The sequence below is a fragment of the Bradyrhizobium sp. NP1 genome (assembly GCF_030378205.1).
Classification (GTDB): Bacteria; Pseudomonadota; Alphaproteobacteria; order Rhizobiales; family Xanthobacteraceae; genus Bradyrhizobium.
Genome location: NZ_CP127385.1, coordinates 6,739,627 through 6,755,203 on the forward strand (window position 1 = coordinate 6,739,627; position 15,577 = coordinate 6,755,203).

General features: G+C 65.4%; 16 protein-coding genes and 1 pseudogene. 7 read left to right on the top strand and 10 right to left on the bottom strand.

The window, feature by feature from the left end; genetic code table 11:
- Positions 1–63: 63 nt before the first annotated feature.
- Positions 64–1,176 carry an alanine dehydrogenase gene (gene ald / locus QOU61_RS32550; RefSeq protein WP_289655275.1) on the bottom strand — a complete coding sequence of 371 codons (1,113 nt, stop codon included), beginning with the start codon at positions 1,174–1,176 and terminating at the stop codon, positions 64–66.
- A gap of 135 nt (positions 1,177–1,311) precedes the next feature.
- Between ald and QOU61_RS32555 the strand changes: the two genes are divergently transcribed.
- Together QOU61_RS32555 and QOU61_RS32560 are read left to right on the top strand one after the other, a co-directional pair.
- The gene (locus QOU61_RS32555) at positions 1,312–1,803 is read left to right on the top strand and encodes an Lrp/AsnC family transcriptional regulator (RefSeq protein ID WP_289655276.1); all 492 of its coding nucleotides are present in this window, start codon (positions 1,312–1,314) and stop codon (positions 1,801–1,803) included.
- Between the two features lie 52 nt (positions 1,804–1,855).
- Positions 1,856–1,981, top strand: a complete 126-nt coding sequence (locus QOU61_RS32560; RefSeq protein WP_289655277.1) for an alpha/beta fold hydrolase — start codon at positions 1,856–1,858, stop codon at positions 1,979–1,981.
- A 31-nt stretch (positions 1,982–2,012) separates the two neighbouring features.
- Here QOU61_RS32560 and QOU61_RS32565 read toward each other — a convergent pair whose 3' ends face one another.
- On the bottom strand, positions 2,013–2,210 hold the full coding sequence (locus tag QOU61_RS32565; protein WP_289655278.1) for a hypothetical protein: 198 nt from the start codon (positions 2,208–2,210) through the stop codon (positions 2,013–2,015).
- A gap of 262 nt (positions 2,211–2,472) precedes the next feature.
- Between QOU61_RS32565 and QOU61_RS32570 the strand changes: the two genes are divergently transcribed.
- The 3 genes from QOU61_RS32570 to QOU61_RS32580 all read left to right on the top strand — a co-directional run bounded on the left by QOU61_RS32570 (position 2,473) and on the right by QOU61_RS32580 (position 4,295).
- Positions 2,473–2,700 (top strand): hypothetical protein, encoded by a 228-nt coding sequence (locus QOU61_RS32570; RefSeq protein WP_289655279.1) that lies wholly within the window; start codon positions 2,473–2,475, stop codon positions 2,698–2,700.
- 161 nt (positions 2,701–2,861) lie between these two features.
- Entirely contained in the window at positions 2,862–3,815 is a 954-nt protein-coding gene (locus QOU61_RS32575) for a SphA family protein (protein ID WP_289655280.1), read from the top strand.
- A 240-nt stretch (positions 3,816–4,055) separates the two neighbouring features.
- Positions 4,056–4,295, top strand: a complete 240-nt coding sequence (locus QOU61_RS32580; RefSeq protein WP_289655281.1) for a hypothetical protein — start codon at positions 4,056–4,058, stop codon at positions 4,293–4,295.
- A 161-nt stretch (positions 4,296–4,456) separates the two neighbouring features.
- On the opposite strand, the gene QOU61_RS32585 is transcribed toward QOU61_RS32580, so the two are convergent.
- Both QOU61_RS32585 and QOU61_RS32590 read right to left on the bottom strand, forming a co-directional pair.
- On the bottom strand, positions 4,457–5,683 hold the full coding sequence (locus tag QOU61_RS32585) for a CaiB/BaiF CoA transferase family protein (RefSeq protein WP_289655282.1): 1,227 nt from the start codon (positions 5,681–5,683) through the stop codon (positions 4,457–4,459).
- Complete coding sequence (locus QOU61_RS32590) at positions 5,670–6,371, bottom strand: haloacid dehalogenase type II (protein ID WP_289655283.1); 702 nt, start codon at positions 6,369–6,371, stop codon at positions 5,670–5,672. The genes QOU61_RS32585 and QOU61_RS32590 overlap by 14 nt, the downstream gene beginning before the upstream one ends.
- A gap of 104 nt (positions 6,372–6,475) precedes the next feature.
- Here QOU61_RS32590 and QOU61_RS32595 point away from each other — a divergent pair.
- Positions 6,476–7,303: pseudogene (locus QOU61_RS32595) on the top strand (LysR substrate-binding domain-containing protein); the annotation flags it as partial.
- Positions 7,304–7,374: 71 nt separating this feature from the next.
- On the opposite strand, the gene QOU61_RS32600 reads toward QOU61_RS32595, so the two are convergent.
- On the bottom strand, positions 7,375–8,796 hold the full coding sequence (locus QOU61_RS32600; protein WP_289655284.1) for an MFS transporter: 1,422 nt from the start codon (positions 8,794–8,796) through the stop codon (positions 7,375–7,377).
- Positions 8,797–9,055: 259 nt separating this feature from the next.
- Between QOU61_RS32600 and QOU61_RS32605 the strand changes: the two genes are divergently transcribed.
- Positions 9,056–10,078: an MBL fold metallo-hydrolase gene (locus QOU61_RS32605; protein WP_289655285.1), complete on the top strand. Its 1,023-nt coding sequence runs from the start codon at positions 9,056–9,058 to the stop codon at positions 10,076–10,078.
- 40 nt (positions 10,079–10,118) lie between these two features.
- Here QOU61_RS32605 and QOU61_RS32610 read toward each other — a convergent pair whose 3' ends face one another.
- The 5 genes from QOU61_RS32610 to QOU61_RS32630 all read right to left on the bottom strand — a co-directional run bounded on the left by QOU61_RS32610 (position 10,119) and on the right by QOU61_RS32630 (position 15,473).
- On the bottom strand, positions 10,119–11,381 hold the full coding sequence (locus QOU61_RS32610; protein WP_289655286.1) for a CaiB/BaiF CoA transferase family protein: 1,263 nt from the start codon (positions 11,379–11,381) through the stop codon (positions 10,119–10,121).
- Between the two features lie 16 nt (positions 11,382–11,397).
- The gene (locus QOU61_RS32615; RefSeq protein WP_289655287.1) at positions 11,398–12,120 is read right to left on the bottom strand and encodes a glutathione S-transferase N-terminal domain-containing protein; all 723 of its coding nucleotides are present in this window, start codon (positions 12,118–12,120) and stop codon (positions 11,398–11,400) included.
- A gap of 28 nt (positions 12,121–12,148) precedes the next feature.
- On the bottom strand, positions 12,149–12,766 hold the full coding sequence (locus QOU61_RS32620; RefSeq protein WP_289655288.1) for a DsbA family protein: 618 nt from the start codon (positions 12,764–12,766) through the stop codon (positions 12,149–12,151).
- 20 nt (positions 12,767–12,786) lie between these two features.
- Entirely contained in the window at positions 12,787–14,007 is a 1,221-nt protein-coding gene (locus tag QOU61_RS32625) for an ABC transporter substrate-binding protein (protein WP_289655289.1), read from the bottom strand.
- Positions 14,008–14,219: 212 nt separating this feature from the next.
- Complete coding sequence (locus QOU61_RS32630; RefSeq protein ID WP_289655290.1) at positions 14,220–15,473, bottom strand: CaiB/BaiF CoA transferase family protein; 1,254 nt, start codon at positions 15,471–15,473, stop codon at positions 14,220–14,222.
- Positions 15,474–15,577 lie beyond the last annotated feature (104 nt).

Sequence of the window (15,577 nt, forward strand, 5' to 3'; positions counted from 1 at the left end):
AAAAAAATCGGGCCGCCTCGAGGGCGGCCCAAGTCAGGGAGGTAAACGGAATAGGATTCGGTGTCAGGCCGCGATGGTTTCCGGCGCCACGTAGGAAAGCCCCTGGCTCTCGGCCACCGCCCTCGAGGTCAGCCGTCCCCGGTGGACGTTGAGGCCGGCGCGCAGATGCGGGTCTTCCGCGATCGCGGCGATGCCCTTGCCTGCGAGCGCGAGCCCGAACGGCAGCGTCGCGTTGTTGAGCGCATGGCTCGAGGTGAGCGGAACCGCGCCCGGCATGTTGGCGACGCAGTAATGCACCACGCCCTCGCAGACATAGGTCGGCGCGTCATGGGTGGTGGCGTGCGAGGTCTCGAAACAGCCGCCCTGGTCGATCGCGACGTCGACGACGACGGCGGCCGGCTTCATCGACTTGAGCATCTCGCGCGTGACGAGTTTCGGCGCGCTCGCGCCTGGAACCAGCACGGCGCCGATCACGACGTCGGCGGAGAACACCTCGTCCTCGATCGCCTCTATCGTGGCGAAGCGGGTACGGACGCGGCCGGCAAAGAGATCGTCGAGCTCGCGCAGCCGCGGGATCGAGCGGTCGAGCACCGTGACCTCGCCGCCGAGGCCGACCGCCATGCGCGCCGCATGGGTGCCGACCACGCCGCCGCCAATCACGGCGATCTTCGCCGGCGGCACGCCCGGCACGCCGCCGATCAAAAGGCCGCGGCCGCCGGCATGGCGCTGCAACGCGCTGCCGGCCGCCTCGATCGAAAGCCGGCCCGCAACCTCGCTCATCGGCGCGAGCAGAGGCAGGCCGCCTTTGGGGTCCGTCACCGTTTCATAGGCCACGGCCGTGCAACCGGATGCCAACAGGCCCCGGGTCTGCGCCGGATCCGGCGCCAGATGCAGATAGGTGAAGAGGATCTGGCCCTCGCGCAGCTTGGTCCATTCGCTGGCCTGCGGCTCCTTGACCTTCACGATCATGTCGGCCTGGGCGAAAATCTCGTCGGCAGTGTCGGCGATGGTGGCACCGGCCTTGCGGTAGGTGTCATCGGCGGCGCCGATGCCTGCGCCGGCGCCCTTCTCGACCAGGACAGCGTTGCCAGCGCGGACATATTCGCGCACCGCTCCCGGCGTGAGGCCGACGCGATATTCGTGGGTCTTGATTTCCCTGGGAACACCTACCCGCATGAGCATCCTCCGTCGGTTCTTGTTGGCACTGGTTTACCACCCGATTTGTTTTGATTCTGTGCATTCTTGCGCTATGACGTGGCCATTAGCGCTAGAATTTCAATTGAATGCGCGTATTGACGCAGGAATTTGATCATGGAGCTCGACCGCATCGACACCCTGATTCTCGAGGAGCTGTCCACCAACGCGCGCGTCAGCCAGGTTGACCTCGCCGAACGGGTCGGCCTGTCGAGCACGGCGATCGCGCGGCGGCAGAAGACGCTGGAGGACGAGGGCTACATCCGCGGCTACCAGGCGGTGCTCGACCTCGACCGCATGGGCCTGAGCACGACGGTGCTGGTGCGGATCGCCCTGGAAAGCCAGAGCGACGAGGCGCTGCGCTCGTTCGAGGCCGGCGTGCTCAAGTGCCCGTCCGTGATCCGCTGCTTCCTGATGTCGGGCAGCGACGACTACATCGCGATCGTGCTGGCGCGCGACATCCAGGACTTCGAGCGCATCCACCGCACCGAGTTGTCGCGGCTGCCGCGGGTGTCGCGCATCCAGTCGAGCTTCGCGATGCGCGACGTCGTCAACCGCGCGGTGCCGCCAGTGATGTTCGACCAGGGCAAGCGGGCGAAGCGCAAGTAAGGCGAGCGCAGCGGCGCTCTCCGTCTCCGCGCGATGGCCTGGGTGCTGTCCCATGGCCGCGGCGATCCCGGATAGTCAAATCCATTGCTTCAAACGCGTCGGCCATGTGCCGATGATCGAGCGTCGCGAGGCGTTCAACGCGCTGACGCTGGACTTGCTGCGTCGCCACGAGCGCTAGCCGGCCTCGCCTTTCCACGATGGCCGCGAGCTTACTTCGGCGGCCGTCCGCGCTTGGCGAACACCAGCCCGCGCGCATCCGCGGAGCATCGCAGCCGGCTTGCCTCCTTCAGCGCCTCGTTGCGCTGCGGACCCGGCGGCATTTGCCGCGCCTGTTCCAGGGCCTCGCTGGCGCGCGTATCCCATTCGAGTCGTTCAGCGGAGCGTGTCTCTCGGCGCATGACCTGCATGGATGTCTATCGGCGCGCGAACAGTGTGTTCGGTGCAAGCCCGACTGACGCAGGCGCAGGATTATTCCTGCGGTTGCAATCTCATTGCCGTGAACGAAAATCGCCGCAGAGGGCGCGCGTGCCGCCGCTCGCGGCGGCTAGCGATCAGGGCAGACGGCGGCCGCGAACGCGGACACGCCAAAGAGTCCCAGCCGGGCATGACTGAGACTCAGCTTGGAGGTTTTTCAAGGGCCGGCTGAAGCGGCGGGCCGGCGGATGCTGGGTGGTTGCGATCGGTCGCTTCGTCGTCTCTCCTTCCGGTGAAAGGAATCATTATCGCTGCCGATATTCCCGCAACGGCTCACTTTTGTTTCAGGTCAGCGTGCGCCTTCCGCTGCACGGCGTTCGCGACGATGCGCTGTTTTGCAGCCGCGAAGCGCCGGCCATTCACGGCTCGCTGCGATGTGAGCGCGGCCAAAGCGTTCCACCTTTCGTTGTGACAAAGCAGTAACAGGATTTCGTCCCTGCGCTTGCTTGGATCGCGCGCGACGCGACTTGCGTCATTCAGCCAGAACTCACGACTCCGTGACGCAGCTGGTCAAACAACAGCAGACCTCGAGGAAACAAATGCGATTCAGCAAAGCACTGCTTGCATGGGGAGGCGTCGCAGCGATGGCATGGACGCCCGCCTACGCGTATGAAGCCGGCTCGGCCGGCTGGGCACAGAAGCCGGGCATCACGCTCGGCGGCGGCACGGCCGGCGCGCCGCCACCCGGCCTCTACATGATCGATCAGGTCTACACCTACCAGACCAACCTGACCGGACCCGGCAACAACGTTCTCAACCCGCGCGGCACCACGACCGGCGTTCCCTCCGCGGTGGGGGTGGGCGCCTTCGTCTGGGTGCCTGGCTGGGAAATTCTCGGCGCGACCTACGATGCGGCATGGGCGCTGCCGTTCGGCATGTTCGCTGCCGGCAGTCCCATCAACGGCGAGGCGTCGGGCATGATCAACACCTTCATCGCACCGATCGAATTGAGCTGGAAGCTCGGCAACTCCGGCTTCTTCATCAAGAGCGGCCTCGGCATGTATGTGCCCGACGGCACCAAGAACGGCATCAACGGGCTCGGCAATGTCGGCACGCCCTGGTGGACCTTCATGCCGGAATTCGTGGTGTCCTACCTGAAGGACGGCTGGAACCTGACCGCGAACATCTTTGGCGAGATCAACACCGAGAACACCATCACGAAGTATCGCAGCGGCGATATCCTGCACGCCGAGTTCACCGCGACGAAGTCGATCGGCAAATGGACCGTCGGCCCGGTGGCGTATTATGCAGGCCAGGTGACCGACGATCGCTCCAGCGCGTTCTATCAGGGCGCCATCAACGTCAACCGCTACAACCTTTTCGCCGTCGGCGCCGAGCTCGGCTACAATTTCGGGCCGGCGCAGCTCACCTTCTGGGCGCTCGACGAGGTCTCGGCCAACGCCTCCGGCGGCACGCCGCAATTGCCGCCCGGACCCGTGATCACCAAGGGCTTCAGCGCCTTCGCGCAGCTCTCCTATCGCCTCTGGGGGCCGGACGAGCAGACGGCTGCGCCGAAATCGCCGCTCTGGCACAAGTGACCTTGATGGTCCCTTGATTCCGGCATTCGCAAGTCCTTCCCGGCGCGGGCAGCGAATGCTGGAATCCCGACCGCTAGCCGGGCACCAGGCGCGACGCGCGACGTCGGCGGCTTGATCATCGGCGCGGGCACGGCCAGTCGCGCTTTCAACTGTCCGTGCAAACGGGAATGGAGAGGCCTGTTTCGCAGTCCTTTCATCACAAGCCCTTTGCATCGGTTCGGGGCTACATGGGAGGTTACGATGACCACACGACTCACGCTGATCGGCGCGGCTGCCATCCTGTCGGTCGCCCTTGCAGCTCCGGCGCTGGCGCAGCAAGCCGTCCAGGAGCCCGGCAATCAGGCTTTCTATCAAAGCCTGGGCGTCGGCTCGCATGACCGGCCGGCAAGCGCGATGGCGCTGGCGGGGAGCGGTGTCTTTGCGGCGGTGCCGACGCATCGGAGAGTCGCACGGCACTACGCCCATGCTCGGAAGATGTGAAGCGCCGCATCAGACCAAGTGAGGGGGAGCGAGCGTCAAGCCCGCTCCATCAGCTCGATTCGTCAAAAGCGCCGGATCGGCAGCGACCTGAGCGCCCGGGGCGCGCGCGCCATCGCATGGGCGTGCGCCCGGGGCGAAATAGCCCCGGCACAACCCCGGCTTCAATCGACCCGCGACGTTGAGGCGCCGAACGCGCCGGCGGCGGCATATCGCTCCCGCTCCCGCGCGTCCCAGCCCAACCATTCCGACAACACCTCGACCGTGTGCTCGCCGAGCCGAGGCGGCGCCTCGGAAGCAGGCGGCGGCGCGTCGTCGAAACGGACCGGTCTTGCAATGAAGCGCACGGCGCCGGCCGCCGCATGTTGCACCGTCTGCACCATGCCGCGCGCGACAAGCTGCTCGGCCTCGCACACTTCGCCGACGCTGCGGATCGCGCCACAGGGAATGCCGGCTCGGCGCAGCACGGCAAGCCATTCGCTGCGCGTCCGCGTTGCCATGACGGGCGCAAGCGCAGCGGCGAGCGCAGCCCGATTGGCGGCGCGCTTCGGCGCAGCGTCGAAACGCGTATCGCAGGCGAGATCCTCGCGGCCGATCACGCCGCAGAAGATGCTCCAGAACTTGTCGTTGGCAACGCCGAGATTGATCCAGCCATCGCTGGCCTGGAACGGCTCATAAGGGCTGATGGTCGGATGGACGTTGCCGCGCCGCTTCGGGCTTGCGCCGCTGGCGAAATACATTCCGGCATTGAAGGTCAGGAGCGAGGCCATCGCATCCAGCATCGAGACGTCGACGCGGCCGCCCTCGCCCGAGCGCGCGCGCCGCATCAAGGCGGCGAGCACGGCCTGCGACGCGTAAAGCCCGGTGACGAGATCGGCGATCGAGGTGCCGACCTTCATCGGCGGACCATCCGGATCGCCGGTGATGTCCATCACGCCGGACTCGCCCTGCAGGATCAGATCGTAGCCCGGACGGTCGGCGTCGGGACCGCTGCGGCCAAATCCCGAAATGCCGCACAGGATCAGCTTCGGATTGCGTGAACGCAGGGCGTCGAAGCCAAGCCCCCATTTCTCCAGCGTGCCCGGCCTGAAGTTCTCGATGACGACGTCGGCGACGCCGGCAAGCGCCAGGATCACGTCGCGACCGGCAGACGATTTGAGGTCGACCGCGCAGCTCCGCTTGTTGCGGTTGACGGAAAGGAAATAGGCGCTTTCGCCGCCGATGAACGGCGGGCCGTAGCGGCGGCTTTCATCGCCCTGCCGGGGGTCCTCGATCTTGACGACGTCGGCGCCGAGATCGCCGAGATGCATGGTCGCGAACGGCCCCGAGACGACGCGGCAGAGGTCCAGCACCTTGATGCCGGAAAGCGCCTCCGTCTCAGAGAAGCGCATCGGCGAGGTCTTTCATCGTCGGCACGAGAATATCCGGCTGGTGCGGCGTGATGCCGAACGGCCGGCTGCGGCGATCGATGAAGGCGGTGCGCATACCCGCCGACTTGGCGCCGATGCAGTCGAAGGCGTGGTTGGCGACGAACAGGATCTTGTCGAGCGGCAGGCCAAGAAGCTCGGCCGCCCTCGTGTAGGTCGCGACATGCGGCTTGAAGGAATTGGCTTCGGCAACCGAGATCACGCGGTCGAACGGGATCTTGTGATAGGCCTTCGCGGTCTCCAGCATGTCGGGATCGCCGTTCGAGAGCACGACGAGCTTGTATCTGGTCTGCAGCCGCGCCAGCGCCTCGGGCACCTCCGGAAACGGCCTCAGCTTCTCGATCGCACCGACGAGGCTGCGCACCTCCTCCATCGTGTAGTTGATGCCGGCGCGGTCCATGACGTGGGCGACCGCGCGGTGGCCGATCTCGCGATACGGCGTGTGCGCGCGATGCAGCAGCGCGTCGATCATCGAGTTCTCGAAATGGGTGCGGCGCCACCAGGTGACGAAGGCGTTGGGATCGCCCTTCCAGCCCTTTGCTTGAAGGAACGGCGTCGCGATCGCGGTCAAGCCGCCCTGCATGTCGACCACCGTGCCGTACTGGTCGAACATGCAGACTTTCACTTCCTTCCTGATCGTTTCAAGGCTCACGGGATATCTCTCCGGTTGGGCTGAACGGGATCATTTCTAGTGCGAACGGCTCCATCTGCTAAATGGATTTGTGATCTCTCATTATTTGTCTTATCAATGATGGCATGAACCTGCGCTCGATCGATCTCAATTTGCTGGTCGCGCTCGACGCCCTGTTGTCGGAGCGCCATGTCACCAAGGCTTCCGAGCGGGTGGGCTTGAGCCAGCCCGCGATGAGCAATGCGCTCGGCCGGCTGCGCGGCCTGTTCAAGGACGAGCTTCTGGTGCGCACCGCGACCGGCATGCAGCCGACGCCGCGCGCCACCGAACTGGTCGAGCCGCTGCGGCAATTGCTGCGCCAGGTCGAGCGCGTGCTGGAAAGCGATTCCGGCTTCGATCCCGCGACGTCGGAGCGCCTGTTCACGGTGCGGATGTCCGACATCCTCGCCTGCCTGATCCTGCCGCTGCTGCTGGCGCGGCGGCCGGCCGGCACGCGGATCGGCTACAACGTCCTGCACCTGCCGCCGACGCAGACCGTCGACGCGCTGGAGCGCGACGAGGTCGATCTCGCGGTCAGCATGGGGCTGGAGCATTCCAACGCGATCCGCGCGGAGAAGCTGTTGCAGGACCGCATGGTCTGCCTGATGCATGCAGGCCACCCGGCTGCCGAGGAAGCGCTGACGCTGCCGCGCTTCATCGCGCATGAGCACATGAAGGTCTCGATGAGCCCGACCGACGTCCGCTTCGTCGACGACGTGCTCGCGGGCCTCGGCCATCAGCGCAAGATCGTGCTCAACGTGCCGCACTGGCTGCTCGTGCCGCATGTGTTGAAGCGCACGGACCTGCTGGCTGTCATGCCGGGCCATCTCGCCACCGCCTTGATGGACGCGGACCTGCGGATGAAGGAGCTGCCGTTCCACTCCGCGCCGTTCCACTGGATGATGTACTGGCATCGCCGCCACGACCAGAGCAAGGCAAACCGCTGGCTGCGCGAGGAATTGCGCCGGGTCTGCGCCGAGCTTGCTCAGGCGCCGAGCCGCGCGGCCGATTCCTCACCGCGCACCACGGCGCCCGCCGGATCGCCGGCGGCGGTCTCCGCGACCTCTTCGAGCGCGCGGCCCTTGGTCTCGAAGCCGAAGCAGAGGAAGACCACCGCCTGAAACACCAGGACGCCGGCAAGCGTCATCAGCACGCCGAACAGTCCCTGCCACGCGAAGATCGCGACCACCGCGAACTGCACCAGCGCCGTGGTGATGCGGCCGGCGGTCGCGCAGATCGCCGTGCCCCGCAGCCGATATCGGGTCGGGAACAATTCCGGCACATGCATCGCAAAGCCGGTGGCGAGCATCACGTAGATCGCGCTCACCAGCAGGAAGCCGACCGCAACCAGCGCGGGCCCGTCAGGCATGAACGGATAGGCGACGCCCAGCGCGGCCGCCGCGAGCGAGGAGCCGACGATCGAGGCCTTGCGGCCGATCAGATCGGCGAGAACGAGACCGATCAGCGAGCCGACCGGGCCGCCCAGCGACATCAGGGTGGTGTAGCCGAGCGAGGACACCACGCTGTGCCCGCCCTTGATCAGGAAGGTCGGCAGCCAGCCGATGAAGCCGTACAGGCTGAAGCCGACCACGATATGAAGAAGACTTCCGAGCAGCGTGCGCGAAAGATAGGGCGGCGCGAACAGCCGCCACACCGAGCCGTCCTCGGCTTCCTTGCGGGTCTCCGGCGCAACTGCCGGCAAGGGGCCCTTGCGCGCGGCTTCCGCCTCGATGTCGGCGAGAATGGCTTCCGCCTCCGCAGCGCGGCCGTGCGCGGCGAGCCAGCGCGGCGATTCCGGCATCGACTTGCGTGCCAGCCAGACCACCATCGCGAGCACGCCGACGATGACGAACATCGCGCGCCAGCCGAATGCCGGAATCACCCACAGGCCGACCATCGAGGAAGCGAACAGCGAGAAATTGGTGATGACCGCGAGCAGCCCGATCCAGCGCCCGCGCGAGGCGGCCGGCACGAATTCGGTCAGGGTCGCATAGCCGACCACGATCTCGGCGCCCAGCCCAATGCCGATCACGAAGCGCGCGGCGATCAGAAAGCCCATCGAGGGGGCAAACGCCGCGGCGAGCGAGGCAAGGCCGAAGATCGCGAGGTTGACCTGGTAGGAGAAGCGACGGCCATAGCGGTCGCCGAGGATTCCGGAGAACCACGCGCCCAGTGTCATGCCGACGAAGGTCGCCGAGACAAAGGTCGCGTTCAATTCGAGCGTGGACCAGCCTTCCTTCAGCACCGCGCCGAGCACGCCGCCCGCAAGGTAGATATCGAAGGCGTCCAGAAACATGCCGGCGCCGATCAGCGCCAGCATGCGCCAATGGAAGCGGCCGATCGGCAGGCGGTCGAGACGCGCACCCGCGTTGACTGAAATGACCTCGTTTCGCGACGGCGTCTGCATCCATCCCTCCCCGGCCGAAACCGCCAAAGGCGGTCCGCTGCTGTTGCGGACAGCATGATGCGCGAAGCGCGGGCGTCTAATCGAAAGATGCAATCGCGCTATTCAACGCGGTGATAGTGCAGGCTTCGCGCATGTCCGGACACGAACGGCAACGCCGACCCGGCGGGAAGCTCGCGCCAGCCACAACTCTTGCTGCATCTTGCCGGGCTTCCGCCAATTTGTATTATCATTGGGTTGATAGGGAGAATGGGGGAAACACATGGCGCCTTTCGCACGGGCCTTCGCCATCGGCATCGCGGCTTTGGCAATCGCGGCGACATCAGCGGCCCCGGCGCGCTGCGCCGACGATCATGTACGGGTGACGCTGGTCGGCACCGGCGGCCCGGAGATCAATCCGACCCGGTTCGGCTATTCGACGCTGGTCGAGGCCGGCGGTGAGAAGCTGCTGTTCGACGCCGGGCGCGGCGTGGTGCAGCGGCTTTACGAGTCCCGCGTCAATCCGCGCGAGGTCACCAAGATCTTCCTCACCCACCTGCACAACGACCATATCGAGGGCCTGCCGACGCTGTGGATCACGCCGTGGTTCCTGCTCGCGCGCGACCAACCACTGGAAATCTGGGGCCCGCCGGGGACGCAGAAGATGGTCAAGGGCATGCGCGAGATGTTCAGCGACGTCGAGAAGCGCGGCGGCGTCAACGGCTTCAACAAGATCGAATACATGGACATCAAGGCCGAGGAGATCGGCGAGGGCACGGTCTATGACCGCAATGGCGTGAAGGTCACCGCCTTCAAGGTGTCGCATGGCGACGGCGATCCGGCCGTCGGCTACAGGATCGACTATGGCGGGCGCGTCGTCGTGCTGTCAGGCGATACCGTCTACAGCCCCAACGTCGTCGCCGCCGCAAAGGGCGCCGATCTGCTGGTGCATAACGTCGTCGGATTCAGCGACGCCTGGGTCGCCCGGCCCGGCGCGGAAAAGCAGCGCAACGCGGTTGCCTCCAAGCTTGCCTCGCCCGAGCAGGTGGCGCGCGCGTTCTCTGAAGCGACCCCTCGCCTCGCCGTGCTCTCGCATATCGTCAAGAAGGATCTTTCGGGCCGCGCCGGCGACGATTTCATCGTGCAGCAGATCCGCAAGAACGGCTACAACGGGCCGATGCTGATGGGCGAAGACCGAACTGTGATCGACATCGACGCCAAGGACATCAAGGTCCACCCGCCGCAGCCCACCGACAAGCTGCCCGATCTCGACAACCGCAACGTCAAGCTCGACGAGGCGCCGTAAGGACGCGCGGCGCATGCGGGGAACGCGCCAGGCGCCGGCGTCAGGCGCGCTCCCGGCCGGCCCGCAAGGCGCGATCCTGAACCAGCACCTTCTCGGCGTAGAGATTCTCGATCTCCGCATCCGACAGGCCGATCTCGCGCAGGATATCCTCGTTGTGCTGGCCGAGAAGATCGGCCTTGAGCTGGTCGCTCGGCTGCCATGCCGAGAATCGCACCGGGTTGCCGGGAATGGCAAATTGACCGATTTGCGGGTCGTCGACCCGACGCACCGTGCCGCGCTCGACGAGATGCGGCTGCGCCATCGCGTCGTTCAGCGTCAGAACCGGCGCGCAGGGAATCCGCTCCTGCTCCAGCGCGGCAATGGCCGCCTCCCGCGACGGGAAGCGTTGCAGCCACGCCTCGACGATCTCGGCGACAGCCTTGTTGTTGTCGCTGCGCGCCCGCGCCGACGCAAAGCGCGGATCGTTCTCGAGCTCCGGACGCCCGAGCGCGCGCACCATCTGCGGCCATTGATGCGCCAGCGCGCAGATCACGAGAAATTCGCCCCGGCCGCAGTCGAACACGCCGACCGGCCCGCCATTGGGATGCAGCGACCCTTCCCGCTTCGGCACGAAGGAATCGCCGCGCAGCGCGACCTTCGGCACGTTCGCCTCATGCATGTGGAAATAGGTGTCGAGCAGCGAGGCTTCGATGAACTGTCCCTCGCCGGTACGCTCGCGATGCAACAGCGCGAAGCCGACCGCCATGGCGGCCGCGACGCCGGTCGACGCGTCGCCGATCGCGACCGGAACCTGCGCCGGCTTGCCGTCCGGCTCTCCGATCACGCCGGTGATGCCGGCAAAGGCCTGCGCGATGTAGTCGAAGCCCGGCTTGTCGCTCAGCGGCCCGGTCTGTCCGGCAAAGGAGATCGAACACATGATCAGCTTCGGATTGATCGCCTTGAGCTCGTCGTAGCCGAGCCCCGCACGCTTCATCACGCCGGGCGTGAAATTCTCGACCAGGACGTCGCAGCCGGCCGCGAGCCGCCGCAGGATGGCGCGGCTCTTCTCGTGCTTGAGGTCCAGCGCAAGGCTCCGCTTCGAATGGTTCTGCTGAAAGAAGTAGGTGCTCTGCGACGTGTTCTTGTACGCGGGATCGCGCGGCTTCAGGCCCTGGAAGCGCGACCGGTCCCCGAATGGCGCCAGCTCCACCTTGATGACGTCGGCGCCGGCTTCCGCCAATAGCCGCGTGCAGGTCGGGCCGGCGACGAATTGCGTGATGTCGAGGACGCGGTAGCCGCTCAGCATTTTCGGAGGAAGGTTCATCGCTATCGTCCAGTCGCTAGATCTGATTGGCCTCGTTCGGCGTCACCGCACCTTCGCGTCTCGCGCCGAACAGGTTTTCCCGCGCTTTGTCGTCGAGGGTCTTGCGCACCGCATGCCGGCCGAGCGCCAGTCCCTTTTGAAGCTGGGGGCGCGCCCGCAGCTCGGCGAACCAGCGCCTGACATGCGGCAGGCCATCGAGGTCGAGACCCTGCGCCTTGTGGGTCATCACCCAGGGAAAGCAGGCGATGTCGGCGATGGAATAGTCGTGACCTGCGACATAGGCACCGGTCTCGGCCAGCTGGGCGTCGAGCACGCCGTAGAGCCGCTTCGCTTCGGCGCCGTAGCGCGCGATCGCGTAAGGGATCTTCTCCGGCGCGTAGAGCAGAAAATGGCCGTTCTGGCCGAGCATCGGCCCCAGCCCGCTCATCTGCCACATCAGCCATTGCTGCACGCGATGGCGGCCGCGGACGTCGCTCGGGAGAAGGCGTCCACTTCGTTCCGCGAGATAGAGCAGGATCGCCCCCGACTCAAAAATCTGCATCGGCGCGCCGCCGTCGGCAGGATCGCGGTCGACGATCGCGGGAATCCTGCCGTTGGGGCTGAGCTTGCGGAACTCAGGCTTGAACTGGTCGCCGCGCGCAATGTTCACCGGCACGACGGTGTAGGGCAGCCCACACTCCTCGAGCATGATCGAGATCTTCCAGCCATTCGGCGTCGGCGCGAAATAGAGATCGATCATCGGCGTGAACCTGCGCGGCGCTGGTGGATCAGGCCGATTGCTTTTCGCGGGCCAGCGCAAGACCGGCCTGCTGCAGGCGTCGCTCCAGCATCGGCACGCGATCGTTGCCCCAAAACTGTTCGCCGCGGAAAACGCAGATGGGAACGCCGAATACGTGATCCTGCTGGCTCTCCGCCTGTGCCTCCTCATATTCCCGCAGGCCATCGCCCTCGAGATAGGCCCGGTATGCGCTACCCGACATGCCAAGCGATTCGATGAAATTCTGCATCGCATCGGCCTCATCGATGGCGAGCTCGCGCCTGAAGAACAGCTCGTAGACAAGGCGGCTGTATTCGACCAGCCGGCCCTGCTTCTCGGCAAACAGCCCGCCGATCAGCGCGGGCGCCGTATCGTAGATCTTCAGCGGGCCGCGGATGATCTTCTTGTCGCCGCGCTCGTTTGCGGTGCGCCTTGCATCCATGTAGGAATACTTGACCTTGTATTCCGAATAGACGCTGCGCTGTCCCGAGCCCTTGATGCGGAGCTGGAACGGCCGCCACTTGACCTGGATGTCGTATTTGCTTTCGAGGTCGAAGACCGGATCGAACGCGAGCCACGCGTAGGGGCTCTTGTAGTCCGAATACATCTTGAGAATTTCACGCGGCATGTTGCTCTCCCTTGTCCTTGTCATTCCGATTGGGCGACCAGCGGGCAGCGGCTCTGCGACAGGGGCAGCGCCGCCTCTTCCGCCGGAATGGTCTTTTCGAGACGGTAGTAGTCCCAGGGCTCCTTCACCTCGTCCGGCTTCTTGATGCTTGCCAGGTAGAACGGGTGCATCAGCCAGCCGTCGGCACGAACCGAGCCGTCGTGCACATACATGTCGTTGACGGGAAGCTTCCTCATCTCGTTCGCGACCGTCGGACCATCCAGCGTTTTCGCCGCCGCCACCGCACGCAGGTAGTGCAGCGTTCCCGAGTAGACTGCGGCATGATCCATGGTCGGCATCGAGCCGCGCTGCTTGAAGAAGCGCTCCGACCACGCGCGCGTTTCGGGCGTGCGGTTCCAGTAGAACGGCGTGACGAAGGTCAGGCCCTGTACGTTCTCGATACCGAGCGCATGGACGTTGGTGATGTAGGTCAGCGGCACGACAATCTGCTGGCCGCCCTGGGCGACGCCGAACTCCCTGGCCTGCTTCAGCGCGTTGGTGGTGTCTTCGGCCGCCGAGATCAGCCACATCACCTTCGCCTTGGACGAGACGGCCTGCAGAATGAACGAGCTGAAGTCCGGATTGTTCTGCGGGAAGCGGACCGAGCCGACCACCTTGCCGCCGGCCGCCTTGATGGCGCCGGTCGCCGCATCCTCCATCGCCTTGCCGAACGAATAGTCGGCCGACAGGAAGAAGAAGCTGTCGAGGCCGCGCTCGATCAACGGCTTCGGCAGCGGCGCGGAAATCGCGTAGGCGTTCAGCGACCAGGAGAACGCCGTCGGCGCGCAGGCCTGCTGCGTGATCGCGGGTGTTCCCGTGACGCCATGGATCACGATCTTGTTGTGCGATCGCGCCAATTCCTGGACGGCGAGCGCCACGGCCGACTGCGCGACGTCGACGATGACGTCGGCGCCGCCATTGTCGAACCAGTTCCTGGCAATCGCGGCACCGACATCGGCCTTGGCCTGATGATCGCCGGACACGATCTCGATCGGCCGGCCGAGCACGCTGCCGCCGAAATCCTCCACCGCCATCTTCGCCGCCAGCACCGAGCCAGGCCCCATGATGTCGCGATACATGCCGGACATGTCGGTCAGCACGCCGATCCTGACTGGTTTCGACGCATCCTCGGCGCGGCTTGCGACCGCCGACACCATGCAGATCGACAGCACCGTCGCCGCGAGAATTCCCTTGCTTGCCATGACGCTTCCCCTGTTCGGGCGGTTGTGATTCCACCGCCTCTTGTTCTGCATCTAGTGTGGCGGCTCCGACGTTCCTTCACTTTCGCCGCATGTTCTTCAAAGGAACGTCAGAGCCAAAGCCACACTAGAATCCTATATTTGCTAGTGCCCCTTTGGTTCTGACATTCGCAAACGTGGCGCCGCAAAATGATGCGAATGTCAGAACCGGGGCACTAGATGATGCTTCGAGCCCGCAGCTCCTCGATCCGCTCGTCCGAAAGCCCGAGCAGTTCGCCGTAGATCTCGGGATTGTCCTGGCCAAGCGAGGGCGCCGGCGCGGCGTATCCCTTGTGGGTCCGTCCCATCTTGATCGGGAAGCCGGCGCCTATGACCTTGTCGTTCAGTCGTTCGGTCGGGTGTTGCAGCGGCTGCAGCATGTCGCGCGACTGCAGATGTTTCCACGCCAGGATGTCGGCGAAATCCCGGATCGGGCTCGCCGCGATCTCGTTGCTGTTGAGCGCCTCGATCGCTTCCGCCGTCGTCAGCCGACTCGTCCACGCCTCGACGATCGCGTCGATCTCGGCGTTGTTGCTGACCCGCCAGCCGGTGCTCATGAACTGCTCGCTTTGCGCGAGATCCATCCGGTCCATGACCCGCAGCAGCGCGAGCCAGTCTTCATTGGTGGCGGCGCCGATCGCGACCGTGCCGTCCTTCGTCGGATAGGTGTTGAACGGCGAAAACCGCATGATGCGGTTGCCCTGGCGCGGCGCCAGCCCAAGACGATCGTAGCAATCCAGCGGCTCGTCGAGGACCAGCGACAGCAGGCAGTCCGTCATGGAAACGTCGACGAACTGGCCCTGGCCCGACGAACGCTGCTCGATCAGCGCAGCGAGAATGCCGGAAACCGCGAATGCTCCGGTGATGCCGTCGGCAAGCGCGGTGCCCGCCTTGCTCGGCGGGCTCTCCGGCGCGCCCGTGATGCTCATCAGGCCGGCGCCGGCCTGGATCATGAGATCATAGGCCTTCAGCCCGCGGTCTTCGCCGGTCGAGCCGTAGCCGGTCAGCGCGCAATGAACGATGGCGGGGTTGACCGCGCGGTTCGATTCGTAGTCGATCCCGAGGCGCCGCGCCGCGCCCGGCCGCAGGTTCTCAACGAGGATATCGGACTTGCGCAGCAGCTCGCGAAACAGGTCCATGCCCTCCGGCGAGCGCATGTTCAGCGTGATGGATTTCTTGCCGCGGCAACGCTTGAGATAGGCAATGCCGAGATCGCTGTCGTGCTGGCCCTCCAGCGACACGCCGCCCTTGCCGAGGAAGGGTGGCCCGGTCATGGTCGGATCGCCCTGGCCGGGCTCGTCGATCCGGATCACCTCCGCGCCGAAGCCCGCCAGCATCAGGGTGGCGAACGGACCGGAATAAAACCGCGTCACGTCGAGCACCCTGACACCTTGCAGGGCGCCCTGCTTCGCTGCGTTCAGTCCCGTCACCTGGCCGCCTTTTCCTGAAAACCAGTTCTAAAAACCGGACCATCATTGCCGCAATGATGCTTGATCTTTCGGGCATCTAGGTCAAATACTTTCCTATCCTCATT

What these genes read in the sequence shown, in the direction of transcription:
- QOU61_RS32565 (WP_289655278.1), bottom strand. Translation starts at nt 2,210, where the DNA reads ATGCAGGTCATGCGCCGAGAGACACGCTCCGCTGAACGACTCGAATGG.
- QOU61_RS32575 (WP_289655280.1), top strand. Translation starts at nt 2,862, where the DNA reads ATGGCATGGACGCCCGCCTACGCGTATGAAGCCGGCTCGGCCGGCTGG.
- QOU61_RS32620 (WP_289655288.1), bottom strand. Translation starts at nt 12,766, where the DNA reads ATGCCGCGTGAAATTCTCAAGATGTATTCGGACTACAAGAGCCCCTAC.
- QOU61_RS32580 (WP_289655281.1), top strand. Translation starts at nt 4,056, where the DNA reads ATGACCACACGACTCACGCTGATCGGCGCGGCTGCCATCCTGTCGGTC.
- QOU61_RS32560 (WP_289655277.1), top strand. Translation starts at nt 1,856, where the DNA reads ATGGCCGCGGCGATCCCGGATAGTCAAATCCATTGCTTCAAACGCGTC.
- QOU61_RS32610 (WP_289655286.1), bottom strand. Translation starts at nt 11,381, where the DNA reads ATGAACCTTCCTCCGAAAATGCTGAGCGGCTACCGCGTCCTCGACATC.
- QOU61_RS32600 (WP_289655284.1), bottom strand. Translation starts at nt 8,796, where the DNA reads ATGCAGACGCCGTCGCGAAACGAGGTCATTTCAGTCAACGCGGGTGCG.
- QOU61_RS32555 (WP_289655276.1), top strand. Translation starts at nt 1,312, where the DNA reads ATGGAGCTCGACCGCATCGACACCCTGATTCTCGAGGAGCTGTCCACC.
- QOU61_RS32605 (WP_289655285.1), top strand. Translation starts at nt 9,056, where the DNA reads ATGGCGCCTTTCGCACGGGCCTTCGCCATCGGCATCGCGGCTTTGGCA.
- QOU61_RS32615 (WP_289655287.1), bottom strand. Translation starts at nt 12,120, where the DNA reads ATGATCGATCTCTATTTCGCGCCGACGCCGAATGGCTGGAAGATCTCG.
- QOU61_RS32625 (WP_289655289.1), bottom strand. Translation starts at nt 14,007, where the DNA reads ATGGCAAGCAAGGGAATTCTCGCGGCGACGGTGCTGTCGATCTGCATG.
- QOU61_RS32585 (WP_289655282.1), bottom strand. Translation starts at nt 5,683, where the DNA reads ATGCGCTTCTCTGAGACGGAGGCGCTTTCCGGCATCAAGGTGCTGGAC.
- ald (WP_289655275.1), bottom strand. Translation starts at nt 1,176, where the DNA reads ATGCGGGTAGGTGTTCCCAGGGAAATCAAGACCCACGAATATCGCGTC.